Origin of the sequence: Paenibacillus solanacearum, from assembly GCF_910593845.1 — a bacterium.
GTDB classification, from domain to species: domain Bacteria; phylum Bacillota; class Bacilli; order Paenibacillales; family NBRC-103111; genus Paenibacillus_G; species Paenibacillus_G solanacearum.
This window is the reverse complement of sequence record NZ_CAJVAS010000003.1, coordinates 210389-236035: the sequence shown is the minus strand read 5'-3', so window position 1 is coordinate 236035 and position 25647 is coordinate 210389. Positions and strand designations below refer to the sequence as shown.

At 49.5% G+C, this 25647-nt stretch carries 24 protein-coding genes; 5 read left to right on the top strand and 19 right to left on the bottom strand.

Annotation, left to right across the window (positions count from 1 at the left end; genetic code table 11):
- The first annotated feature begins 157 nt into the window (after positions 1–157).
- Complete coding sequence (locus KXG62_RS05455; RefSeq protein ID WP_218090915.1) at positions 158–526, top strand: hypothetical protein; 369 nt, start codon at positions 158–160, stop codon at positions 524–526.
- A gap of 244 nt (positions 527–770) precedes the next feature.
- Here KXG62_RS05455 and KXG62_RS05450 read toward each other — a convergent pair whose 3' ends face one another.
- The 13 genes from KXG62_RS05450 to KXG62_RS05390 all read right to left on the bottom strand — a co-directional run bounded on the left by KXG62_RS05450 (position 771) and on the right by KXG62_RS05390 (position 17568).
- Complete coding sequence (locus KXG62_RS05450) at positions 771–2447, bottom strand: extracellular solute-binding protein (RefSeq protein ID WP_218090914.1); 1677 nt, start codon at positions 2445–2447, stop codon at positions 771–773.
- A gap of 41 nt (positions 2448–2488) precedes the next feature.
- A complete protein-coding gene (locus KXG62_RS05445) occupies positions 2489–3370 on the bottom strand; it encodes a carbohydrate ABC transporter permease (protein ID WP_218090913.1) in 882 nt (293 codons plus the stop codon).
- A 17-nt stretch (positions 3371–3387) separates the two neighbouring features.
- Positions 3388–4338 (bottom strand): ABC transporter permease, encoded by a 951-nt coding sequence (locus KXG62_RS05440; protein WP_218091032.1) that lies wholly within the window; start codon positions 4336–4338, stop codon positions 3388–3390.
- A 206-nt stretch (positions 4339–4544) separates the two neighbouring features.
- Complete coding sequence (locus KXG62_RS05435; RefSeq protein WP_218090912.1) at positions 4545–6065, bottom strand: response regulator; 1521 nt, start codon at positions 6063–6065, stop codon at positions 4545–4547.
- On the bottom strand, positions 6034–7899 hold the full coding sequence (locus tag KXG62_RS05430) for a sensor histidine kinase (protein ID WP_218090911.1): 1866 nt from the start codon (positions 7897–7899) through the stop codon (positions 6034–6036). The genes KXG62_RS05435 and KXG62_RS05430 overlap by 32 nt, the downstream gene beginning before the upstream one ends.
- Before the next feature lie 115 nt (positions 7900–8014).
- Complete coding sequence (locus KXG62_RS05425) at positions 8015–9472, bottom strand: sulfatase (protein WP_218090910.1); 1458 nt, start codon at positions 9470–9472, stop codon at positions 8015–8017.
- 158 nt (positions 9473–9630) lie between these two features.
- Positions 9631–10647, bottom strand: a complete 1017-nt coding sequence (locus KXG62_RS05420) for an extracellular solute-binding protein (RefSeq protein ID WP_218090909.1) — start codon at positions 10645–10647, stop codon at positions 9631–9633.
- 75 nt (positions 10648–10722) lie between these two features.
- Positions 10723–11802, bottom strand: a complete 1080-nt coding sequence (locus KXG62_RS05415) for an ABC transporter ATP-binding protein (protein WP_218090908.1) — start codon at positions 11800–11802, stop codon at positions 10723–10725.
- Positions 11803–11820: 18 nt separating this feature from the next.
- Complete coding sequence (locus KXG62_RS05410; RefSeq protein WP_218090907.1) at positions 11821–13476, bottom strand: ABC transporter permease; 1656 nt, start codon at positions 13474–13476, stop codon at positions 11821–11823.
- 94 nt (positions 13477–13570) lie between these two features.
- A complete protein-coding gene (locus KXG62_RS05405) occupies positions 13571–14605 on the bottom strand; it encodes an ABC transporter substrate-binding protein (RefSeq protein WP_218090906.1) in 1035 nt (344 codons plus the stop codon).
- A gap of 31 nt (positions 14606–14636) precedes the next feature.
- The gene (locus KXG62_RS05400) at positions 14637–15422 is read right to left on the bottom strand and encodes a DUF3919 family protein (RefSeq protein ID WP_218090905.1); all 786 of its coding nucleotides are present in this window, start codon (positions 15420–15422) and stop codon (positions 14637–14639) included.
- Between the two features lie 61 nt (positions 15423–15483).
- Positions 15484–16896: a sensor histidine kinase gene (locus KXG62_RS05395; protein WP_218090904.1), complete on the bottom strand. Its 1413-nt coding sequence runs from the start codon at positions 16894–16896 to the stop codon at positions 15484–15486.
- 3 nt (positions 16897–16899) lie between these two features.
- Positions 16900–17568: a response regulator transcription factor gene (locus KXG62_RS05390; protein ID WP_218090903.1), complete on the bottom strand. Its 669-nt coding sequence runs from the start codon at positions 17566–17568 to the stop codon at positions 16900–16902.
- A gap of 274 nt (positions 17569–17842) precedes the next feature.
- Here KXG62_RS05390 and KXG62_RS05385 point away from each other — a divergent pair, with 274 nt between their 5' ends.
- A complete protein-coding gene (locus KXG62_RS05385) occupies positions 17843–18550 on the top strand; it encodes a DUF421 domain-containing protein (protein WP_218090902.1) in 708 nt (235 codons plus the stop codon).
- 59 nt (positions 18551–18609) lie between these two features.
- On the opposite strand, the gene KXG62_RS05380 is transcribed toward KXG62_RS05385, so the two are convergent.
- Positions 18610–19299 (bottom strand): DNA alkylation repair protein, encoded by a 690-nt coding sequence (locus KXG62_RS05380; RefSeq protein ID WP_218090901.1) that lies wholly within the window; start codon positions 19297–19299, stop codon positions 18610–18612.
- Between the two features lie 104 nt (positions 19300–19403).
- Between KXG62_RS05380 and KXG62_RS05375 the strand changes: the two genes are divergently transcribed.
- Both KXG62_RS05375 and KXG62_RS05370 read left to right on the top strand, forming a co-directional pair.
- Positions 19404–19889: a CBO0543 family protein gene (locus tag KXG62_RS05375; protein ID WP_218090900.1), complete on the top strand. Its 486-nt coding sequence runs from the start codon at positions 19404–19406 to the stop codon at positions 19887–19889.
- A 4-nt stretch (positions 19890–19893) separates the two neighbouring features.
- Entirely contained in the window at positions 19894–20364 is a 471-nt protein-coding gene (locus tag KXG62_RS05370; protein ID WP_218090899.1) for a CBO0543 family protein, read from the top strand.
- 264 nt (positions 20365–20628) lie between these two features.
- Here KXG62_RS05370 and KXG62_RS05365 read toward each other — a convergent pair whose 3' ends face one another.
- From KXG62_RS05365 to KXG62_RS05355, 4 genes are all read right to left on the bottom strand, one after another.
- Entirely contained in the window at positions 20629–20946 is a 318-nt protein-coding gene (locus tag KXG62_RS05365) for a hypothetical protein (RefSeq protein ID WP_218090898.1), read from the bottom strand.
- 386 nt (positions 20947–21332) lie between these two features.
- The gene (locus tag KXG62_RS34595; RefSeq protein ID WP_425517333.1) at positions 21333–21527 is read right to left on the bottom strand and encodes a hypothetical protein; all 195 of its coding nucleotides are present in this window, start codon (positions 21525–21527) and stop codon (positions 21333–21335) included.
- 175 nt (positions 21528–21702) lie between these two features.
- Complete coding sequence (locus KXG62_RS05360) at positions 21703–22317, bottom strand: cysteine hydrolase family protein (protein WP_218090897.1); 615 nt, start codon at positions 22315–22317, stop codon at positions 21703–21705.
- A 77-nt stretch (positions 22318–22394) separates the two neighbouring features.
- Complete coding sequence (locus tag KXG62_RS05355; RefSeq protein WP_218090896.1) at positions 22395–22967, bottom strand: TetR/AcrR family transcriptional regulator; 573 nt, start codon at positions 22965–22967, stop codon at positions 22395–22397.
- A 175-nt stretch (positions 22968–23142) separates the two neighbouring features.
- Here KXG62_RS05355 and KXG62_RS05350 point away from each other — a divergent pair, with 175 nt between their 5' ends.
- A complete protein-coding gene (locus KXG62_RS05350; RefSeq protein WP_218090895.1) occupies positions 23143–24228 on the top strand; it encodes a GerAB/ArcD/ProY family transporter in 1086 nt (361 codons plus the stop codon).
- A gap of 263 nt (positions 24229–24491) precedes the next feature.
- Here KXG62_RS05350 and KXG62_RS05345 read toward each other — a convergent pair whose 3' ends face one another.
- A complete protein-coding gene (locus KXG62_RS05345) occupies positions 24492–25646 on the bottom strand; it encodes a Ger(x)C family spore germination protein (protein ID WP_218090894.1) in 1155 nt (384 codons plus the stop codon).
- Position 25647 lies beyond the last annotated feature (1 nt).

Sequence of the window (25647 nt, the reverse complement as noted above, 5' to 3'; positions counted from 1 at the left end):
GAAGCATATCATCAAAAAGATACCCCTGAATAGTCCGTATTGTCAGCACGGCTACCAGGGGCGCATTCGTTCCGAACCATTTTATGGGCATCCGTCCACGCCCTCCCCACCCATCCTTCATATGATGTACGATCACGCAGGGAAAGAAGGTAGTTTAATGGCTAATCGGGATGTCAGGCTTTCGCTTTTCGCGGACACAGACTTCGAAGGACGCCGCATTCGTTTCACCAGAGGGGGGGCGGCTGTGCGGGACGCAAGAGCGCTCAGCTTTAATGGGATGCTCTCCAGCTTCCGTCTGCAAAATGTTGTGGCTAGCCGCGAAGTCACGTTAGTGTTGTGGTCACAGACAAACTTCCGCGGCACTAGGCGTGTGTTTCGCGGAAGTGTGAACGTTGACGACCTTGGAAGTTTCGATAACCGTATGTCCTCCTTCATCGTTGTTGGCCGCCGCCTTACGGACGCCCAAATCAACAGCATCACTACCAACAATCGCCCGCCGCAAGACGTCGTGGTCATCCAGCAATAATCAATATGCCGGGCCCATCGGTGTTTTGTACCGATGGGCATGTACATACTGCCTTTGACGATTGACGCTGCTCGTTGATCTCATTCTCCTCTTTCCTCAGTTGCTCGCCACCGTCTTCATTCACCCATCGACGGCATTGTTGATTTCTTCCATAGGGGCATTGTTCGTTTAATCGGTACTGCGTTTCCCGCGAACAATTTGCCACAAAAAAGAGGACGGAGGAACATCCTCCATCCTATCTTGTTTATTTTAAACCTTGCAAAATTTTTTTATACTGTTCGTTCTGCTTCTTGGCAATGTCGAACACATCATTGGCCAGAATCGAATTGGAACGATCGGATTCGTACCACTTCTTGTACCATTCTTCCACTTGTTTTCCGCCGGACTTGGACCAAATCTCCTGTGCATCCTTCACAGCCTGCTCGATGGAATACTTATCGCTGCTGACGATGGCCTTTAACCAGATATCTCCAATCGTTTTGTCTGTGTTGGCTTCAATTGTGCTGAGATCCTTCGGTGCTGAAGGCATATGTTCGGAGTGTGTCAGTTCCGGATAGCTTCGGTCGAACGTCATGTACGTATCCCGGAATGAATCATACGCTTTCTGATATTCATCTTTTCGCGGATCGCTTTTAAAGGTGACAAGCGGTACATCGCATTTATTAAAGGTGTTGCCGTTATTCTCCAGCATTCTCATATCAATCGTGAGGTCGGAAACTTCCTTCTTGTACTTTTTGGCGTCAATGACTTCCGCGCATGCGTCGGTCATCTTGTAATGCGTTCCTTCAATCCCATACTCCAGCGCCTTGGTTGTCGTGTCGGTTAACAAGAAATCGACATACTTCATGACAGAATCCGGGTTTTTCGCTGTCGCACTGACAGCGGCGGTCATTTGAACCGGATTTTTTAAAGTCGGTACGAAGGAACCGAACGGGCTTTTAGGGTACGGCATGAACGCAACCTCTGCTCCGGACACGTTTTTCTTGAGCGGATCGATTGTTCCGAACAACGTATCCGTCACAACATCAGAGGTGAGGATGCCGTAAATGCCGGTCTTCCCCGTAATAAAATCCTGCTTGGCCTTAGCTCCGTTGGTGTCCGTGGCAAAATCTCTATCGATCAGCCCTTCGTCATATAGACGCTTGGCAAAAGCGTAATACTCCTTCTGGCGATCCCAATCGAGTACCAGCTCGTTGTTTTTCACCACCCACTTGGAAATCCCTCCGAACATTTGTTTCAAGCTATAGGATGAATTGCCGCTTAACGAAATGCCATAAGTATCTTTCTTGCCATTGCCGTCCGGGTCTTGTTCCGTAAACGCTTTTATAACCTTGTACAAATCGTCGGTCGTCGACGGCATGGAGAGGCCCAGCTTCTTCAGCCAATCGGTCCGGATCAATACGCCGCGGCTTGGTTCAACCCAGTTGATTCTTCCGAAATAATACAACTTCCCGTCGCTTCTCGTGCCCGCCTTCTTCAGAGCCGGATATTCTTGCAGCACTTTCTTATATTCCGTACTGTACTTGTCGATCAGCTGATCAAGCGGCATGAACTGTTTCTGCTGCTGAAGCGGATTTTTAACACCGGGGGAGTACTCGAACAGCAAGTCCGGCGCGCTGCCGGATGCGTAAAGCACGTTTATCTTCTCTTCCGGTTTGGACCGCGGAATCGCCACGAATTTCACGTTGGCCGGTCCGTTCTCATTCACCCATTTGGTCCAGCGATTGTTCTCAATCGTACCCTCGTCGGGCGATATATTCCCCCGGTCGTAAATCGATACCGTAATATCCTTCTTCGGTTCGTTCCCTCCCCCTTGTCCGGACGACGCTCCTCCGGATTTCGTTGTCGTACATCCGGCAATCAGCGTGCCTCCTGCCAGCGTGCATACCAGCATCCCCGCCATCCATTGTTGCTTTTTCATACAGCAACCCCTCTCATTGTCCTATTTGTATTATGATCAAATCATCCCTTGACCGAACCAAGCAGCACACCTTTGACGAAAAACTTTTGCAGAAACGGATACACGACCAGCATTGGCAAGACGACGACCAGCACGCCGGCGGCCTTTAACGACTCCGGCACGACCTGCGCTTGAACCCCGGACGTTACACCGCTGTTCACCAGTTCCTGAAGCAGACTCTGGCTCTGGATCATATTCTGCACAAGCACCGTCAGGTTGAAGAGGCTCGTATCGTGAATGTAGATCACTACGTTCATGAACATGTTCCAGTAGCTTACCCCATAGAACAAGGTTAACGTTGCGATCACCGGCATTGACAACGGCAGCACGATGCGGGTCAGGTAAGCCATCTCCGAACAGCCATCGATTCTTGCGGCGTCATCAATTTCGTCCGGGATGTTCTCGAAGAATGTTCTCATGACCAGCATGTTGTACGTGCTCACAAGCGCCGGCAGCCAGAGGGCAAAATAAGAATTCATAATGCCCAGCGACTTCACGACAAGATACGTAGGAATAAGACCGCCGGAGAACAGCATCGTAAACACCATGGCGAGTGTGAAGAAGCGGCGGCCGTAAAAAATACGGCGGGAAATCGGGTAAGCCGTCATTATCGTAGTCAGCATACTCATAACCACGCCGACAACGGTGATGATGACACTGTTCTGAAAGGCGGATAAGATCCTTGTCCCCTTGAACAAGGAGGTGAAGGCCTCCGTATTCCAGCCGATCGGAAAGAAGGTGACGCGTCCCGATTCAATGGCTAAAGTATCGCTAAAGGCGATGGCGATCGTATTGATCAGCGGAAACAGGCAGGTAATCCCCAGCAGCGCCAAAACGACGTTATTGATGGCATAGAACCATTTTTCTCCCGTTGACATTTTCATTTAACGTTCCTCCTGATTTACCAGAGTCCCCGGTCGAACTTACGGGCTAACGCGTTGGCGCTGAGCACCAGAATCAGACCCACGATCGATTCGAACAAGCCCATGGCGGCGGTGAGACTGAACTGCGCTCCTTGCAGACCGACACGATAAAGGTAGGTGCTGATGACATCAGCTACATTGGAGACGACCGCGTTCTGCAGTACATATACGTGATCGAAACCGACCTCCATGATGCGTCCCATCGCCAGTATGAACAGCAGCACGATCGTCGTGCTGATACCGGGTAATGTGATGTGCCGGATTTGCTGAAGTTTGTTCGCTCCGTCCAGGCTGGCCGATTCGTACAAGCTTGGATCGATGGAAGTAAGCGCCGCTAGGTAGATAATGGCACTGAAACCCATTTCCTTCCAAATTCCCGAACCTACATAGATGGCAATCCAGGAGCCGGGAGTGAACAGGAACGGAAACGGTTTCCCGAGCCATTCCTTCAGCAGGTGGTTGACCGTACCGGACTCCGTGGCGAACAAGGTAACGACGAAGCCCCCGATGATCACCCAAGAGAAAAAGTGAGGCAAATAGACGACGGTCTGGATCACTCTCTTGTACCATGCTTTCCGAACTTCGTTCAACAGAATCGCAAGAATGATCGGAAACGGGAATCCGACGAACACGTTCAGCATGCTTAGCACAATGGTGTTGCGGATGACATTTAGCGTCTGGGATTGCTTAAAGATCGTCTCGAAGTTGTCCATGCCAACCCACGGGCTGCCGAACACGCCGTCAAAAAAATTGTAATCCTTGAAGGCAATAATAAGGCCGCCCATCGGGACATACTTGAATATTACAAAGTAAAGCAGTCCGGGAATAAAAAGCAGCATGAGCGGAATATTCGCTTTCATTCTTCGGCGGCGGGCTGCCGATTGTGTTCGCTTCCGCAGCTCGCCTACGGGCGGGGGCGATTTCTGCATCCTGACAGGCTCTTTGGTCATCGGCGCGGTTGCCATGTCGTTGTTGCTCCTCTCTGTTCCATTCACACCCTCATTATAAACCGAGGGAGCCGCGGGAAACCTTCGATCTCTACGGCTATATCTTGAATATCTACAGGAAGCGTTCAGCGCACAATCATGGAGAACAAAGAAAAAGCCCCTTTCCGTTCTCCGGAAGGGGGCTGTGCTCAGAGGCGATGCAATTTGCGATATTCACTCGGCGTGCGGCCGACTGCCTGCTTGAACGCCGTGGCAAAATAATTCGAATCGGCATATCCGACAGCTTCGGCGATCTCGGTAATCTTCATATCCGTATTGGTGAGCAGCATCTTGGCCTTGTCTGCACGAAGCCTGGCCAAGTAGACGCTGAAGCTTTCCCCGGTTTGCTTCTTGAACAAATTGCTGAAGTAGTTTGGATTCAGATGTACATGTGCAGATACCGCCGCCAGACTGCACTCCTCCATGTAATGCTGCTCCATATAACGGATGGCTCGTTCGGCGAGTCCGCTGTTCCGTTCCTCAAGCCATTGCGCCGCTGTTCGCTCCAGCGCGGCGATTCGCTCCGATACCCATGCGTCGACCGCGGCATACGACGGCAGCAGCCGAAGTTCTCTTAGCTCGGAACCGATGTCCCCCGCCTCAGGCTCTGCGTCGAACTCCTTGCGCAGCACTTCGCGGATTACCATTGCCAGGCACAATGCATCGGTCTTCCGTTGAGCTAGCGAATCCGGGGGCATGCCTTTAAAGCTTTGCCTCAGGAAAGCTCCGAGCTCGGAATGTTTACCAAGCAGCAGGAGCGACGTAATTTCGGCATGAATCGCCCTCACCCTCGCTTCGTCGATCCGTTCGTTCTTGCGATCGGAAGCATGCCGAAGCGATGAAGCGGCTCCATGCATCTTGAACAGCCGCTCCGCATCCCCTTCCATCTTCACCGTGCCGAGCCGCAGCGCGGTCAGGTGCAGCCCGAGCAAACGGAGCACCGTCCCGCATAGATGCGAGAAGAACGCCGCATCACCGTCCCCCGGTTCCAGAAAAAACGCTAACCGCCCGTATTCCACAGTCATCCATCGTCCTCGGCCGCGGGACGCCATGAGCTCCGCTGCGATGTTGCTTACCGCGAACTGCAGAAGGTCCATATCTTCGGCAAGGTACAGCTTGCCTTCCGGCTGGAACGTCTCCACGCTCACTAGCCAGAAGTCCCGGCCTTGAAGCCATTCCATCGCCTGAGGCGGTTCGCCGGCCGGTTGAGGCAGTCCAAGCAGTGTCGAGCGCAGCGCATGATCCTCACGGTCGCGCCGCTCCCTCTCCTCTCGCTGCCTCTGCTCCGCTTTCCTTCGCAGCTGCTCATAGGCTTGTCGAAGCACGCGAAAAATCTCATCCTCCGGGCATGGCTTGAGCAAAAATTCCTCAACACCGTACCGAAGCGCCGCTTGAGCATATTCAAAATCCCGGTAACCGGTCAGGATGATAACTGCCGTATCGCGGCAGCGCTCCGAAATGTACCGGGTCAGCTCGAGCCCGTCCATCAACGGCATCCGGATATCGCTGAGCACCAGATCCGGCTTCAAATGCTCCAGCTGCGCCAGTGCCTCCTGACCGTTGCCAGCTTCCCCCGCTACGCGCCAGCCGAGATCGTTCGTTTCAATCAACCTGGTGAGTCCCTTGCGGATAAGAGGCTCATCGTCGACGATCAGGATGCTGCCTATCATCTACTTCCCCTCCCAGCGGTAAATACATGCGGAATGTCGTACCCGTACCCGGCTTCGACTCGATGCGCAGCCCGAAGGGAGCACCATAGAGCAGGTCAAGCCGTCTTATTACGTTTCGGATACCGATCTGCTTGCGCTTCCGTTTGCCCTTGACGGATGTACTCTCATCCGGTGCTGCGATTTCCCGGGGCGCGCGGGCATTGCGGAGCACCGCCCTTATTTGCTCTGCCGACATCCCTTTGCCGTTATCGATGATCTCGACAATAATAGCCGAAACCGCATCGATCGTCTCGTTGTCCGCCGCCATTCCCCGATATGCACGGATCACAAGCACCTGACCGGCAGACATGTCGGTGAAGGCGTGGACGAACACATTTTCGACCAGCGGCTGTAAGATCAAGCGAGGCACCGGAGCAAGCTCGATCCCCTCCTCGATTTGGACGATGGTCTCAAGCTCATGGCCGAACCGCTGATTCTGAATCGTCAAATAGTTGCGGATCTGGGTAAATTCATGATTGAGCGTTGTGTCCGTTTCCGCCGGCTCCAGCGCATACCGCAGCATGTCGGACAAAGACACGACGAGCTTGGCCGTTTCGCGGTCGTCCTTCAGATAAACCTTCCAATATATCGTATCGAGCGTGTTATGCAAAAAATGGGGGTTCAGCTGAGCCTGCAGCGCCGTGAGCTCCGCTTCTCTTTCATTTAGCTGGCGTTCGTAGACTTCCTTAATCAAGGTGTCCACGTGCTCCGCCATCGAGTTGAAGCTTTGCGCCATGACGCCAAGCTCGTCGTCCGTCCGCACCGCCAATCGAGTCTGCAAGTCGCCTTCCTTCATACGCGTCATTCCTTGCACCAGCTCGCGGAGCGGCCGCAGCAGCCGGCTGCCGGTAACGGTCACCAATATACCGGCAAGAAGCACGCTGACGATACCGATCAGCAGGTTCACCTGGAAAATAATTCCGCTTCGCGACTGCAACGAGTCCAGCGAAACACGGCTAATTAACGTAAAGTCCACTGTGCCGGAGCGGCTTTTGGCGTATAAATACGGCTTGCCCGCCACGTCGCTAATACTGCGGCTGACCACCCCGCCAGGAACCGGCGCCGCACCCAGATTGGCCAAATCGCTGTATACGGGACGGTCCATTTTATCATACAGAAAAACGTTAGCCTGCTCATCCTTCACCAGATCGTTCAAATATTCGGATATGAGCGTCTGGTCGAACAGCATAACCATAATGCCGTACGGATCCTGCTGTACCGTCTTCATCTGCCGGGCTGCGGCAAAAAACGTCTGATATCCCGAATCCACATTATGGTTAGGCAGCTGCAGCGGGAACCAGATGAGATTGCCGAACGACCCTTTAAGGGTATCTTTGATCTGCAGGAACGCATCCTTCGTCAGCTGCGCGGAAAGCCCGTTGCTGCGCCCGAAAATAAAGCCGTTATCCTTCGTATCGTACAGGTACATCGCGGTCAGCTTCGGTTCGTCGTATTTGACCTGAAACAGCAGCTTGTTCAGCTCATCCTGATCGGATAGCTGGGTGTACGTCTCGCGCTGCTCGGTTTGGGCCGAACGCTCGAGGACTTGCTGAACGTAAGGGTGAAATACGATGAAATTTGAAATCCTGTAAATATCCCGAATTTGCAAATCAAGCCGCGCTGCCGCCTGTTCGTTCGTTTTTGAGAATTGCTCGCTGATCTCCTCGGTGAACAGGTTGACATGAATTTTATAAGAAATATAGCCGGAAACGACGAAGGTGAACAATATGATAACCGCCAAACTGGCGATCAGTTTGTGTGAGAAGCTTTTGCGGGTCAATGGGTTCGTGTTCACAATCGGTTCCTTCCTGGCTTTTAGAGGGTACCGCCCTTATACAATTTTTACAAAATAGAAGAACGGTACCCCTTGCCAAGGGATGACCGTCCACTCTGCGTACGTGTTTGAAGAATTAACGATAGTCCATTCTGGCATACTGCCATTCCGGCGCTTGGTACTGCTTCAGCAATTGCAGGAGCTTGGAGGCGTATTCCGCTTCAAGCGCATCATTCCGAACGGCTGACCATTGCTCGGGATCTTGTTCGATATCGTACAACAAATGATGGTCCGGGGCGTTGTGGTGTCTGCGCGATGTTTCCGGCACGCGATAGACCGGCATCGTCGTCTGAGGCAAAAACCTCCCGAACTCCGCATTTTCATATTGTTCCGGCGTTTTGGCGGAAATCACCGGGGTCGCCGTATGATGGTAAGCGACCGAGTCGCGAAGCGGTTGACGGGTATACGTGTACCGTCCGTCGGTCAAATTAATGTCTTTGGCGAAGTAGCCATACAGAACCGCGTCGTGATGGTTCTCGTCTTTTTCCAGCAGGTGTACCAGCGATTTCCCCTGCACGTGCTCGGACGGAACGGCTCCGTGCAGCTCCAATACCGTAGGCATCATATCGATGGTCGTCGTGAGCGCCTGTACCCGTTTACCGTTCATCGGCGATCCGGGCCGGTATGCAATAAGCGGGATATGCGCCAGCTTCCGATAATCGAACATATAGTTTTTAGCCCAATAACCGTATTCTCCGAGCAAATGTCCATGATCCGTCGTCAGAATCACCGTCGTGTCTTCCCACAATTCAAGCTCATCCATCTTATCGAGGAACTTCCCCAGCCACACGTCGGTCATCGTCAGCGTTCCGGCGTAGCGCTTACGGATATGGTCGATCGCATCGGGGCCTTCGTGTTCCGGGTCGACAGGCGCATAGTTAGGCCAATCGAAATGATACGGTCCGCTCCAGGTATCATTGTAAAGGTCGCGGTATTTCTGCGGACAAACGAACGGTTCGTGTGGATCGAATACTTCCAAATGCAGCAGCCAGTTGTCTTGGTCGTGATTGTTTTGCAAAAAATCGATAGCCCGCATAAAGCATTGCGGCGTCGGGTAGTCTTCATCTTTCTCAAGATCCATACTGGACCGGTTGACCCAGTCCTGTCGACGGTTTTTGCCGCGATATACGGGAGTTTCAGGGTCCTTCACCCGCGGCTGCCAGTGGTCGCCCTCTTGGCCGCGCATAAACTCCCATGTGTTAAACGGTGTATGATAGCCAAAGCCCGGAGCCTCAAAATAATGGTAATGATCTGTGATCATATGGCTGTAGGTGCCGGATTGCGTACGCAGCACATGGGGATACGCCTCGTCATAAGGCTGCAGCGGGCACCAGCGCGACTCCAGGAAATTGAGACGGCCTGTCATAATGTCCCGGCGGGCAGGCATGCACGGCAGAGAGCCGGAATAATGGTTGTCGAACACGACGCCTCTCTCCGCCAAACGGTCGATATTCGGCGTTTTTACCCAAGAAGGTCCATAAGCATTCAAGTAATGGCGATTTAATGAGTCCATAAGGATAAACACGGTTTTCACGTACATCCCTCCGCTACCTATACTTCGTTCCAAGCGATATCATCCATATTCTTCTGCACATCCATTATAAGTCGGTTGAGTTGAAGGAAACCTTCGATATTTACGGACATATCTTAAATTTCTACAGGATGCATAGCCGACAGGCTTCCCTGTCTACCTTATTCTACCTTGAACGATTTCCATTTGCCAAGGAGCGTTTCCCGCTGACGGGCAGCCACGTCAAAGCGGTACGAATGCAGCAGATTTTCCAGCTTCACGTGAGCCAGCAGCGCATTGGGGGCAATGCCGGGAAGGACCGGGAACGAGAAAGCCACATTCATATAATCCGTCTGCACATTGCGGGACAGCACGAAATCGACGAGCTTTTTGGCCGCTTCCGCATTTCCACCGTTTTTTAAGATGGACACAGCCCCAATCTCCCAGCCTGCCTGCGGCGGAATATACGAATCGATATCATAGCCCGAATTCGTAAAGCGAAGCTGGTCGCCGAGGAAGTTAACGACGGCCGCCGCATCGCCTACGGCCAGCCGCTGCGCCGAGGTAATCCCGGCAAACGCCGTCGAGGCGCTTTGCTTCTTCAGCGCCTGCATCAAGCGCACCGCTTCGTCCTCGCCCCGCTGCTGAGCGAGGGAGGCGAGCAGCGTGTACCCGGTGCCCGAAGTTTCCGGATCGGGAATATCGATCTTTCCTTTGAGCTCGGGACGCAGCAAATCTTCCAGACGTCTGGGCTGCGGCAGCGGCGACAGCTGCGGGTCCTGCTGCCATACTTTCCGGTTCACTCCGATCGCAAGCGCTCCCATGTACATCCCGGTCCAATAGCCTTCTTTATCTTTATATTGAGCGGGAATTTCTTTTTGCTGCACAGAGACGTAGCGGATTAATTTGCCGCTATTTTTCAAATGCTCGTGCAAATCCGCCGAACCGCCGAGCACGACGTCAGGGCCGGTTTTATTCATGCTCAGCAAATGATAGCTGGCCTCGCCGCTGGACATACGGATCATTTCATAGGGCTGTCCGGTTTCCTTTTTGAACTTTTCCAGCAGGACGCGACCTTCGTCTTCCTGGAAGATCAGATACACTTTCAGCGTCTGATTGTTCTTCGGACCGGTGAAAAAGGAATAGCCTAACCCTATGCAGCCGACGATTACCAGAAATACAAGTGCTTTGGTCCACACATCTGCCGCCTCCCGTTACGAATATAGCCAAAAAAGGAAAACGGTTGTTTTCCTTTTTTGAATGCCGCTATTCATTTATTCCGTTATGCGAATCAAGTGGATTTTGTCCGCCGCCGCGCGCAGCTCAACGGTTCCTTGGAACGTTTGCTGGCCGATGTCGTAAGCATCGACAATCCATTCCGCTCCATGATTCCCGGTCAGGAAATACCGTTCCTTCTCGCCGAGGAACATGGAGGAGCTTACCGTTCCTTCTATTATAAAGTCACCCGCATTCGGCTGATTCATGCGCAGCGACTCCGGACGAATGCATAACAGCACGTTCTCCCCCACTGCTACTTGCTCGCTGGTGTGCAGCGTAATCATCCGGCCGTCGCTCCCGTATTGTACGGTTGCCGTTTGCCCGGACGTCTGCCGGACGACCGCGTCGATAAAGTTTGTCGTGCCGATAAAATCGGCCACATACCTCGTACGCGGCTTGTAGTAAATTTCATGCGGCGTTCCGTGCTGGTCGATCGCCCCTTTGTTGAAGACGACGATGTAATCGGACATCGACAATGCCTCCAACTGATCATGCGTTACGTAAATAACGGTTAAACCGAGCTCCAGCTGAATGCTGCGCAGCTCCACCCGCACCTCTTCCCGCAGCTTCGCGTCCAGGTTACTGAGCGGCTCGTCGAGCAGGATGATCGGCGAGTTCATAACCAGGGCGCGCGCCATAGCTACGCGCTGCTGCTGGCCGCCGGACATCTGATTCGGATACCGCTCCTCCAGACCCGTCAGCTTGACTTGGGCCAAGGCGGCCTTGACCCGCTCCTGAACCTCAGCCTCCGGACGCTTCTGAATATCGAGGCCGTAAGCGACATTATCGAATACGGTCATATGCGGAAACAGCGCGTATTCCTGGAACACCATCGGCGTCCCTCTCTTATAGGGAGGCAGATCGTTCACAAGCTTCCCGTCGATCCAGATTTCCCCTTCGTCAATCGTATAAAAACCTGCGATCGACCGCAAGAGCGTCGTTTTGCCACAGCCGCTCGGGCCGAGGAACGTAATAAACTTCCCCCGCTCGATTTGCAAATCAATATGTTTGAGAACGTGATTTTCTCCGAATACTTTATTCACGTTTTTGAGATCAAGCAGTACCTGTGTGCTCATTATGCCCACTCCCTGTTTCTAGAAATCGAAAATTTTCACCTTGGACCGGAAAATCAGCTTCATGACGCCAAGTGTAGCCAGCGTAGCGGCCATCAGTCCTACAGCAACAGCCGCGGCCCAATAGTACGTGCCCGTCTCCGCATAGTTGAAAATCGAAACGGCGGCAACAACCCATTTGGGGGTGATCAAAAATACAATCGTGCTCAACGTGTTCATATTTTTCATAAACGCGTAGACGAAGTTGGCTACGACGGTTTTTTGCAGCATCGGGAATACAATGGTCGTGAGCGTTCTGCGGCTGTCCGCGCCCAAGTTCGTCGCGGCCTCCTCAATCGATTTATCGATTTGTTTGAAGGAAGCCGTCAAGCCGCGGTACCCGACCGGCATTTGCTTCAGCAGCATAGCGACGATAATCAAGACGGCGGAGCCTTGCAGAATGATCGGACCGGAGCTGAAGGCGACGATCAAGGCGAGTCCGACGAAGGTACCCGGCAGCGCGATCGGCAGAACAGCGGTAAAGTCAAGCAAGCCTTTGCCTGGAAAAGGTTTGCGTACGATAACGTAGGCTAGCACTAGGGCGAACGCAACAGCCAGAATGGAGCTGATCAGCGACAGCACCAAGCTGTTCATAACCGCAGGGCTGGAAGGATTGAATACCACTTTCATGATATGGTCCAGCGTAAACGTATTGTCCCGCCCGAAGTTTTTGGTAAAGGCGAACAAGATGGTAATCGCAAACATCGCAATAATGAACAGCGAAATCAAGCTATTGAAGGTAAAAAGCGCAATGTCCGTTTTTCGGGAGGTCGTCATCCGGTTCAATCCCGATACGGGCTTTCCTGTAATGGTAGAATAAGATCCTTTGGACAACAGCTTGTTCTGTACCCAGAACACGAGAAGCGCAGGAATGACGAGAATAATCCCCATCACCGAAGCCAATCCAGGTTCGTTATTGAGAATCTCTCCATAAATTTCAACGGCCAAGAGCGAGTAATTGCCGCCGATCAGCTTCGGATTGCCGAAGTCCGCGAAGCAGTTGATCGCCACAAGCAGGAAGGCATTCAGTACGCCGGGAAGCGCCAGCTTGAGCGTAATCGTGCGGAACAGCTTGAAGCCTCTTGCGCCCAGGTTTTGCGCGGCAATCTCCAGATTCGGCGAGATCGAGCGCAGTACGCCGGTGATCGTCATATAGGCAAGCGGGAAATACGATATCGTCTGCACGATCAGCAGTCCGGGCAGCCCGTATAAATCAAGCTCGATGTCGAACCAGGTTTTCAAATATTGGGACACCATGCCGCCCCGGCCGAACAGCAGCAGGAACGCAAGGCCGCTCATCACCGACGGAGCCAGCAAAGGCAGGAACGCAATGAACCGGAAAAACTTTTTGCCGGCTATATTGCTGTAATTGATCGCATAAGCGTAAATAAAGCCGAAAATCGTCGCCAGCAGCGCTGAGAGCGAGGAACTGACCATCGTATTGAGCAGCGCCGTGCCGTAACGGCTTTTACTGAAAAACGTTCCCCAATTTTCCGCACTTGGAATAAAGACGACAAACACCAGCGGGTAGATGACAAACAGAAACAAGAGCGCGAAACTGATCAATACAAGCAGCAATGAAGAAGGGTCCTTCATGAGCCTGGCGATCGACTCCCCGATGCCTTTTTTTTCTTTCATGGGGGGGATGCTACCACCTTTCCGTTTCTTTCATAGGCGGCGCTGCGCAGCAAAGGCTGATGCCCCAGACTGCACAGCGCCTGACCGTAACCGTTTACTTCAAATCCTTGAGCGCATCCTGGAGCGCCTTCCGCTGATCGGCGGCCGTCCACAGGCTGTAGGTTTTGTTATACTTCGTTGTCTTGATGTCGATCCCGCCTTGCGGAACCGGTACGGAAGGCTTCACCGATACGGCGTAGGCCGATTGCGAGTACAGAAGTCCCGGCTCGTTCGTCAGCATGTAGTCCATCAGCTTCTTCGCTGCCTCGGTATTGGGACCGCCCTTCACGATGGAGAGTCCGCCTACTTCATAGCCAGCCGCCTCCGGCACGATGCTGACGATTGGGTTGCCTTGGTTTTTAATTTTCAGCTGGTCTCCCAGGAACGTAATTCCGATCGTGTATTCGCCTTTTGCCGCTTTTTGAATCGGCTCAATACCGGATTTCGGCCGTTCTTTCATGTTTGGCAGCAGCTGTGCCATATATTTGAGCATTTCTTCCTTGCCCCATACTTGAGCCAGCGAGGCTACCGCTGTGTAAGCGGTTCCAGATGTGGCCGGATCCGACATGCCGATTTCGCCTTTAAACTTGGGATCAAGCAATTCTTTAAACGTTTGCGGATATGGAGCCGTTCCGTATTTTTCCTTCCAGCGCTTCTCGTTGATGCCGATCGCCACCGGGTTCAAATAAAAACCGGTCCAAAAGCCTTCTTTATCCTTCATATTGTCGGGAATATCGGATGCATTCGGAGAAACGTAAGCTTCCAGCGCGCCTGCCTTTTTCAGCACCTCATGCGAGTCCGCCGGTCCGCCCATTAGAAAGTCGGCTTGCGGTCTGGCCATTTCATTTTGTACGCGCGAAACCGCTTCCCCGCTCGGCAAACGTAAAATATCGTACTCGATTCCGGTTTCCGCTTTGAACTTATCCAGTATTTTGCGGGCTTCCTCCTCCTGGAATATCGAGTATACGGTCACTTTCCCTTGCACTTTTCCTCCGAACATCCCCGATTTGTACAGGAAAAATCCCGCAAGCAGCACAACAACAATCACAGAATACAGCATGACCGCGTTTTTATTCTTTTTTCTGGCCATCTTTTCAAACCGTCCCTTCCAAAGACAAATGTTATGAGGATTCGTTCAGCTTGAAATAGGCTCTTTGGTTGGTCTCATCCAATAAATCAAATACGACAATGTAAGCGTTGTTAAACCGGTCCGCATGCAACCAATGCCGCTGTGTCTCCCCGTCGCCTGACAGCTGTATGACAAAATGGGCGTCAGGCTGCCGCGCGATGTAATCGAAACGACTGAAATCAATCACGCGCGTAGACGACCGAATCTGCGCAGTGAGCGCCGCCCTTTCGGCCTCCGCTAACAGTGCAAGATCCCCGTTCTTCAACGAGAACATCTCGTTGCCGGTGTCTTCCATCGCAGCTCCGACGATCGCCGGCGTTAGGGCCTTATCGATCAGCGTGCTTTGCAGCTTGCGGATGTCGGCGCTTACATTCAGCGAATTAACCGACCGGTCTCCGAAGCGAAAAGCATTCGTCTCGATCTGAAAAGGCAGCGCCTCCTGATCCAAATAAGCGATCGACCCTGTGAGCAGCAGCCGGGGGGTTTTGTTCTGGCTGCTGTATTGTCCCACGGAGAGCAAGCCGAGAAAGGATGACTTCAGCTTCAGCAGCTCCTTCGGATCATGAATCGAGACCGTGCCGAGTCCCGGATACAATACATCGATGCGCATGGGAACTCCGGCGAACATATCCCGGCCGCCCTGCTCAGGAGATACGATATTTACTTTATCCATGGGCAGGCGGAACCAATAGGCGCAGACGCCGATCAACAGGCAGCCAACAACGGTTTGCAGCAGGATAAGACGAAACCATGAGAGCCCTTTCTTCTCCTCTGGCATTTACTCTACGCTCCTTTTGTCTCAAAAAAATCATCGATTTGTATCAGTTTTGTAACAGCGCTTACAGGGGACTATACAGATTGAACAACAGCTGCACTTCCGTTCCGTATGAAACGCGGCTAGTCATGCGGATGCTTCCGCCCTGCAGCTCCATCAACTGCTTGCAAAGCGGCAGCCCCAGTCCGTGCGATTGCGCGGAGATGACCCTGTCCGCCTTATGCTCCGATGGAACGAACAAGCTCTGCAGCTCTGCCTCCGGTATGCCTTTGCCGTTATCGGCTATGCGTACGCGACCGCGGCCTTCATGCTCGTCGAGTACAATGTGCAGATGGGTGCATTCACTGTGTTTGATCGCATTGTCGATGACGTTGAACAATACCTGCTGCGTACGCGCCGGGTCCAAGTAAACCTCGCAAGGCTCGACCTCCACCGATATCGCAATCGACGATTTGTCCAGCGTCGGCTCCAATATGCGCAATGCGTCGGTAATGATCGCAGCAAGATCCGTCCGCTCCAGCTGTATGCTCCACGCCTCGTTTCCCTTCAGTGAGGTTTGCAGCAGTTCCTCCACCATATGCAATAGCCGATCGCTTTCTTTGCGGATATAGGTGCTGCACGTTCGGATATCCTCGAGCTTCTCCAGCTTGTTAATCAGATCGGAAAACCCAATGATCGAGGTGAGCGGCGTTTTCAATTCATGGGTCATGTTATCATAGAACGCTTTTTGCTTTCCCTGCTCGTAGTGAAGCATCGCAATATGGTGTTGAAGCGCTTCGGACATTTGGTTGAAGTTTTTGGCCAGCTCATGAATTTCATCTTGACTGTTCACGACGACTTTGGGGCTGAAGTCTCCGACGGACACCCGCTTGAGCGCCTGCTTCAGCGCATGCAGCGGCTTCACCAGAATCGAGAAGAACGAGTAGCTGGCCAGCAAGGACATCAACAAGCATCCGAGCGCCACGCCGATAAACCAATACCGCATCTGCGCGAGCGTTTCCACGTGCTGCTTCAAATTCAGCAGGTAACGGAATCCGCCGACAATTTTCCCCTCATACCAGAAAGGGGCCGCGTAGATCAAATATTGCGTATCCTCGGCATCCGTCAGAACAGTGGCCGTCTGCCCCGACAATGCGGCTGCGATGTCGCCGCGCTTCAGTAAATTTTCATCGCCGCTGTTACCGACGATCGTCTCCTCCAAATCGAACAGCTGCACCTGGAAGTTGCTGTTAGCGGCAAGATGGGAAGCGATGAGCGGCGCGTACGTGCCGGAAAATAATTGCTGGATATCGATTTTTTTATCATTTACGATTTTCAAAGCTTCAATGCGATGGAGAGAGAAATATTGGCTCAAGGTTTGCGTGTCGCGCTCAATCATGCTTTTGCTTAGCGTGTAGTTGACGATCAAATACATCGCCGTCAGCAGCATGACGACCATAACCGTATGTTGAAGAAACAGCTTGTTGCGCAGCCCCATCCGTTAAACCTCCAGCTTGTAGCCTGTGCCGTGCACCGTAGCGACCATATGGTCGTAAGGCTTCATTTTTTCCCGCAGCCGGTTCACCATCATATCGACGGAACGGGTTTGGCCATAATATTCGAGGCCCCACACCTGATCGAGGATTTGCTCGCGGGTGAACACTTTTTTCGGATAGCTGCACAGGAGCCACAGGAAATCGAACTCTTTGCCCGTCGTTTTCACTGGCGTGCCGGCTAACGTGAGAGAACGTTCACGCTGATTGATCTCCATCTCGCCGATCCGGATCGTTTCCTGCGGCGCCGCGGATGCTTTCATCCTTCGCATGACCGCCCGAATCCGCATGGTCAGCTCGCGGGTCTCAAACGGTTTGGTCAAATAATCGTCGGCGCCGAGCTGGAACCCGAGGATTTTGTCGTTCATTTCATTTTTGGCCGTCAAGATGATGACGGGAATCGATTTATGTTGATGCTGCAGCATTTGCAAGCATTCGAACCCGGAACGGTCCGGGAGCATTAAATCGAGAAGAATCAAGTCCGGCGACAGAGACCGCAGCTGATCCATCCCTTCGGTGACGGAGCTTGCGACGGTCGTTTGAAAGCCCTCCACCTCCAGGCTTAGCTTGAGCAGCATCTGAATGCCGGGATCGTCCTCGATGATTAATATGTTCATTGCTCGTACACCCTTTCTTTACCTCTAGCTTCCGCTCCACTATCTACCGGATCATCTGATGACGCTTCTAGCCCATTATACGACATTCTATTTTTCATTCAACCTGCCTCATCCGGGCAAGCACGATCGGGAATATCTCTTAACGGCTGGGCACACAAGCCTACTCCCCTGGTCTCTGAACCATTTATGCGATTATGCACCCGGTATGTTATTCCAATTGGATGGACAATCTGTATACTGATATCTACATTTTTGTAAACAAGGGGCTATTGGCATGGACCATCTCTATATTTTGATCAGAAGCTTTTCCGCATTCGTTGTCCTCATACTAATTGCAAGAATATTGGGAAAGCAAACCCTCTCCAATATGAACTTTCACGAGTTCGTAACGGCTGTCATCTTGGGAGCTATCGCAGCCAACTTTGCTTTTAACGATAAGATACAAGTCAGCCATCTGCTCATATCCCTTTCCGTTTTTACCGTTACTTCTTTTGTTTTATCCAAGCTGTTCTTGAAATTCAGAAAATTTAAGATGTGGACAGAAGGAACACCCTCCGTTCTTATCGAAGGAGGGTTCATTCTTGAAGATAATCTTAAAAAAAACAATATGACGCTGGACTCTTTAAACCAACAGCTTCGCCAGAAGGAGATTTTTAATATAAACGACGTGGAATACGCGCTTCTTGAGATTAACGGGAAGCTTTCTGTGCAAAAGAAAAAGGAACTACAGCCCGTGACCCTAAAAGACCTGCGAATGAATGCAGGCAAGGCCGCTCAGTTCCCAATTGAGCTGATCATCGACGGAAAGCTGTTGGAAGAAAGCCTCGTCTCCAATAATATCCCCAAATCCTGGCTGCTGTCTCAACTAAAATCCCGTGGCAAAAAGCAGGAAGACATATTTTATGCCGTGAAAAGCAGCAACGGTCAGCTTTATGTGGATGAATACAGGGATCACCTCAAGCATCCGATCGATGTAGAATAATTCTTCATGTGTCGATCCGTCTTGGAGCAGAAGGGTTTGTCCTATCGGAGTAACCGTTGTCATCGGCTCTGCGTTAGGTGTTTTAACGCTTCTCGCTTGCTAAGAGGCTGCAGCGATTCGTTCGCTGCGAATGCACGAACAGCATCAGGTTTTATCCTAGCGTATTGGCGAAGCGCCCAACCAATCGCTTTGGCGATAAAAAACTCCTTTTCATGTCGGCATAAACGGATAAACCGGAATAACCGCTCCTCGTTGGTCAACTGCTTATAACCAAGCTGATAAAGAATCGCCGAACGGCGAAGCCAAAGGTTATCAGATAATATCCACTGCTCCGGGTAAAATTCGATCTGCTCTGGGTAATGGGCGAGATAACTTCCGGCTGCGTTTCCTGCGAGGAAGTCTACCGTATCCCACCATGATTTATCGACGATCAACGACTCGAGCAGTTGAATTCTGGACTCCTCGGTTCTCTTGCCGTGAGTATCTAGGAAAGACATCGCCACATTTTGGAATTCACGTTCAGGCTGCGCCCACAGCAGCTTCACGACTTGTTCCAGGTGCTGTTCATTCTCCGGTTTCCCTTGCGCTTGAACGAATGCCTTTAATAGCAGATTCCGTTCAGGCGTCTTAATTCCTAAGAACGGGTATCGATTCTTCATATAAGCGGACATCGCGATCGCCTGATCCGGGCGGGCATGAGAGCGAAACCATGCGGTAAGCTCGGCAACATAAGCGACAGGTTCTTTCATGATCATCATCTCCTTGAGGATGCCATTGGTTTAAATGTGGCTAAAATGTCAATCCTACATTTAGGAATGATACACGATATGAATACGTTCTGGATGTGAACACAGTGAACAACGACCACATAGCCATTGCCATGATCATCTGGCTTTCCTTACTGCTCCTTCTGCTTTTTGTGCGAAAAACGCAAATCAGAAAAGCATTATTGGCTTTGCTCATCGCTCAATTTTTCAGCTGGCCGCTCACCATGATGTTCGTATATTTTCATTTGCAATTCAATCCCGTCAGATTTTTCCCTTATGCGACCAAAAGCACGTTTTTGATGGCTTTTATTTTCCATCCCGCGGTTTTTATCGTTTATTATTTGCGTTATCCGCTGCAATCGCCATTGCCCAGAAGAATGTTTTTCTCATTGATCCTACCGGGTTTTGCAGTTTGTGCACAAGGGCTAGCCGGGCAGTATACCAATCTGATTTACCTTCCTAATCCATGGGTGCTTGTAGTCCTTTTTCTTATCCTGACGATTTTATATCAAGTTTTACGCAAATATGTGGACTGGTTTTTCAAAAAAATGTCGGATCCCCTTGAGCGGTGAGTTGATGAAGCTTGAAGCCGTGATATTAATCGCCTCTTCGTTGATTTCAATCATTTCAATCGTGTTTATTCCAAAACATAAATGGATGCAAGCCCAATTCGTATTTCTATTTGTCCAGCTTCTCACCTGGGTACTGGGTTTATCTGTTGTTGAGCTCCGTCTATTGGAGTACCCTTATCGAGAACTGAGCAGTATCAACCGCACCAGCTTTGTTTTTGAATATTTGATCCTGCCCCTCCTATGCGTCCACTTGAATGCCCGATTCCCCATTCATGCAGCCTGGCGGGCAAAGATTGGCCTTTACGCAGGCATTACAGCCGTATTAACTGTGGTGGAATACCTTCTCGAACGTTATACAGAAGTAATCACATATACAGGATGGCAGTGGTACTGGACCTTTATTAGTGTTTGGTTCGTTCTATGGTTATCTAGATTGACGACTGTATGGTTTTTCAAGCAAGACAGCGTTCGATGAGGATGCTGTAAAATGCGTAGACGATGATGCGATTAAACGCCAATAATGGCAAGACTTACTCAGAATAAATGGTCGAACGCTAGGTTACGCTCCCATTCCCGCTGAGAGCTAGTCCATGTAGGATCCTATTGCGATATTACTAGCAACGCTCTGCCTCATCGGGTCAAACGAGTGCCAGGAATCGGTTGGATAGTAAGAAGTTTGCCGAAACTTTAAGGGGATTCAGGAATGATCGTTCTAAAAAGAGCGAAAAATAGTGCTGCGTTACAACGCCTGGATCTGGTTCAACTGACGACTTGATAGCCAGTACCAAAGCAGTGTGCATAACGAGCAAATGCATACTGCCGTGAAGGCACCATACGCATATTCATAAGCATGAACCAACGAGTTCTTCTTTTCAAATTCAAGCAGCATCCCGCAAGCTGCAACAACCGCACATTGCCGTACCTGTCGATCCATCGTCCAACAAAAGGCGTAAGAAAAGCTGATAATATTGCGCCTGGAGCGATCGTAAAAAGCAATCATCAAAGGAGAACTGCCGAATAGATTAGCAAGAGCCATAGGCATTAAAAAAGTTTCCAAGATTCAGCATCATGACACAAAAACCGATAGCAAGCAGTTTCCGATACTTTGGTGTTGCCAAGAGTTCCGGGTTGATAAACGATTCTTTCACACTTTTGATGTGCCAGACATGGACAATAACCGATAATATTCCGATCGTCAACCAATCCACTGAACGCTAGGTAACTGAAATCAGAAGTACCGAGGCATTGATGACTGTCATTATAGCACCGGTTATGTCAAATCGAAAAGATTTGGGCTGTTCCTTGGGAAGCAGTCTCAGCAGAATTGGGAGAATGACAATGACAATGCAGGTGACGGCAAATAACCCCGATATCATTGAAATGGCTTGCCTCGCCGTTCATAAGGTATATACCTACTGGCAAGAACGAGTCCAAGATCGGCCATCACCCCTGCACCAGCAGACTGTGCAATCCGAGCCAAAGTAAAACTTGAAAACTCTTAGCAACAATTCCAATTATGTAGGCTGTCCCCAAAATCATGAGCCCGAATGAAAGCAATCTACGCATTGGCAATACGTCAGAGAGCCTACTGTAAATTACCGTCGATAATGCATAGCCTATCGAAAAGCTCGAAACAATCCACGATCCAAGAACTGCTGAAACCCCAATATCTCGGATGATACCGGGAATCGAAATGTTAAACTATTGTCGTGTTCATCACGACGATGAAAAGTCCGAAGGTCCAAATCGGCATTACGATCTTTTCATTCATGTTGGTTGGTCCATCCTCTCCATGGCGTTTCACTAGAAGTTCTTACATTAAAGCAAGAAGTTCTTTTGTAGTTCGAATGGCATGTGCAAAGGTAGGTCCATTGATTTCATGCGCAGCATGCATGGCTTCTTTACTAAAAGCCGCTGTTGCGTCTTTAACAAGGGTGACATGGTAACCAAGTTCCATGCCGAAACGTGCAGTTGCTTCGATGCACGTATTGGCTAGCATACCTATAACGATAATCTTTTGAACCCCATGCATTTTAAGCTGGTGATCCAGGTCTGTATTCGCGAATCCGCTGCTGCCCCAGTGTTCTTTAATAATTACATCGCCCTTTTGAGGTTGAAAATCAGAATGAAATTCCCCACCCCATGTACCTTTCGCAAACACTTGTCTTTCTTTCGTACGAAGCTGATACGGAGTTGGATGCTTCCAGTTCTGGAAATCATCCGGTTCAGATCTGTGATGAGGAACAAAAAAAACTTGAATACCGACTTTTCGAACAGAACTGAGAATTGCTTTTAGATGCTCGAATAAATTAACAGAATCTGCCACTTCTTTTGCGCGAGTGAAACTTTTACCTTCCGGTGATAAGAAATCATTATAAGGGTCCACTAAAAGAAGGCCAGTTGTGTTTTTTTCATAATCTTTTGTCATAGGTATACTCTCCCTTCTAATCTCTATATAATAATCAGCCAATCAAACATAGTATGTCCACTTGTATGATCAGAATATCATTCGAGCATAGACATATTCATTTCAATAATTTGGTGTAGTTTGTCTCTGTTCTTAATCGTTTTAACCATAACCCGAAGGCCGATCAGAGCATTGTTAAGAAACTGGGCCAGCTGTTCTGCACTCAGCTTGCTGGGGATTTCACCCGATTGTTGACCTTCCGCAACAAGATCACGCAGCAACAGTTCTGTATAGTTCCAGAACCGATGCACACATTCTCTTGCCTCGGAATCATGCCCCGCTAACTCGACTGCGGTATTCACTATAAAGCAGCCGCGCGGTGAATCTTCATCCGGATGAAGCGCCCGTTCAAACAACATTCGAATGGCTTGTTTAGCAGTTAGATCAGCAATACGACGCTGAACTGACTGCTTTAACATTTCAGAATAGCGTTTCAATGCCCTGATATATAGCGACTGCTTATCGCCAAAGGTATCATACATACTCCCTTTATGAATCCCCATGTGCGATACTAATTCCTGCATCGATGTTTTCTCATATCCTTGTTCCCAGAATAACCTCATGCCTTTAAGCAGAACGGTATCTTCATCGAATTCTTTGGTTCTGACCATTCATTCCCCCTCCTTTCAAAGCAAACTTAATATTTCTGGAACGATCGGTCAAGAATATTATTGAACGGTCGTTCTTAATAAATCTCCGTTTGTCAAGGACGGTTAATTGAAATCAAAGTGTTTATGAGCTTTTTGTTTGGGAATACTTGGTGATATTCTATTCTGAAGGAGATCTATGATGGAGTTCAGGGAAAAAATAACGGGAACCCAAATGTGCTTTTTAATTTTTTCCTTTATCGCTCCCACGATCATTCTTGTCATTCCGGGTTTAATGTCGAAAATCGCTAAGCAAGACGCATGGATCACGATATTTCCGGCGGTCATTCTCGGAGCATTAAATATTTGGGTTATGATCAAATTGTCGGTTCGCTATCCGGGAATGACAATCACACAGTACAGTTCTAAGATCATTGGCAAATGGCCTGGAAAACTTTTGGGATGTTATCTCATTTATGTTTGGATTAATTTTGACTTCATTATCCTAAATCAACATATACAGTTCATTAATTCCGTCTTCCTGATGAGAACCCCTTCTGTCGTTGTCAGTATGACATTGGCCATCTTATGCGGTATTGCAGCGTTTATGGGAATTGAATCTATCGCTAGAAGCAACGAATATATTTCATTACTCATCTTTGCTATGCTGATACCGCTTCTGGTCCTCACACTCGCCGAATCCGATCCGGAGCGACTTCGCCCAGTAATGAGTAAGGGGATCGTTCCCGTCCTTCAGGCAAGTGTATTCTCTTTTGCTTACATAAGTCAGTTTTTTATTTTGGGCTGGCTTCTTCCCTATTTGAGACCATCAAGCAGCGCCGTCAAAGCATCCTTTATTTCGCTATGTATCATCTCAGGTCTTCTCTGCATCACACTTTTACCTCTCATAATGATCTTTGGGCCGTTAACGGATAAGTTAGCCTTTCCGATCTTAAGTGTCATCCAATATATTGGCATCAAAGGAAGCTTTGAACGATTGGAAGCGTTGGCTGTCGTTATATGGGTTATGGGTTGCTTTATCAAAATATCTCTCACCATTTTTATTGTATGTCTATGTGTGCGCGATGTTTTCAATCTTCGAAATTACAAAATTTTGGTTCTCCCGATAACGATTTTGTCTGTCATAGGTTCGGTTTCAGTTTTCAAGAACTTTTCCTCCGAATTGAACAGTTATCTTAGCTACACATATCCAAGCTACGCTTTTTTTACTCATTTTGTTTTACCTGTTACACTTTTAATCATCGACACAATTAAGCGGCGCTAGATTAAGATTGTTCTGTGATCTTCATTGCATGAGAATGATTTTACCCATAGGCTCAAAAATGCTCCTCAATGGAATGGTTGTTCTTAATATTTGAATATGAAAAATCAATAAGGAACCTAGGACAATGCATAATCCCATTAAACAGCAATATAAAAAAGCCTCTTTAAGCTGTTTATTCCTTAGAAAATTTCGAACTCGATATACTGTCCAGCTCAACGTCGCAGCGAAGAATATAATAACTTTTAAAAGCATAGGTTGCCCCCCTATTTTCGTATTTCGAAGGTCGAGTGTACCATTCCCGCGCCATTGATAGACAGATTGACGTTTATTTGAATCGTTGCCTTTGGAAAACGTGTACCCCACTGGTCTTTTAACATTGCCCATTTATTCGGGTTACTCTTGTTAATTTCCTGACCAAAGCCCACGCTATCCACCTTGTATTTCTTTTGAATTTTATCTAATAGACCTTGAACTTGTTTCTTGACCTCTTCCTCCAATGCACTTTGTATTTGTTTCAAATGATCCGGTTCATTAATATCAAGGGAAGTATTATTCTCTACAAGACCTCCTTGACCTTCTAAGAAAATATTAAAGTATACGGAATCATGTTCAACCTGCGTAACGATTTTACGTTCCGCATAGTTCAATATCATCCCGATTTCCCCATGGCCTTGGGGGAGCGTTGTTGTAATCCGACTGTATTTCAGCTTATTTGTCAACCACATGAGTCCCACTGTTTCTTTCTCATTCAAAAAGCCTGTTAATTTGAGTGATTTAAACACGCCGGTCCCTGCAATACGAAAAGTTTGCTCATGCGGATCTTTCGGATTGTTATCGAGTTCAACCACCCCTACTACCGGTTCAATTCCTTCACTTTGCATCGAAATAAAAAAATCGCGCAATGTTACGGCTAGATCATCACCCGAACCCTGCATTTGCTTAACCGCTTCGATTGGCACTTGCTTTAGAGGATAATTTAGTTGTAAAATTTCTCGGGCCTCCCCTCCCTTCACGACCATGAGATAGGTCTTTAACCGATTCCTTGGATCATGAATAAAAACATCCAAGGCATCGCGTATTCCATACTTTGCCAAACGTTCGCTAATAAACACAACACTCCGATGAGAGAAAAATAATCGACGTGAGCTTTTTTTCTGAAGACTTAGAAGAATATCGTTTCCATTTTTACCCTCTGCAGTAATAAGGTAAAACGACCCTTGGTGTCCGTCCCCACCCCCGCTTCCCCCTTCAGTAGATACAGGTTTGGCTACTTGCAAGGTGCAAAAAAAATTACCGTCGTCCGTAAGGTCTAAGGCCGTACCCATAACAAACGCAAGATCATTAATTTCTATACGATCCCAGCATCCGCTAATGATAACGGTTACGAGAAGAAACATATATTTTAGCTTTCTCATCATG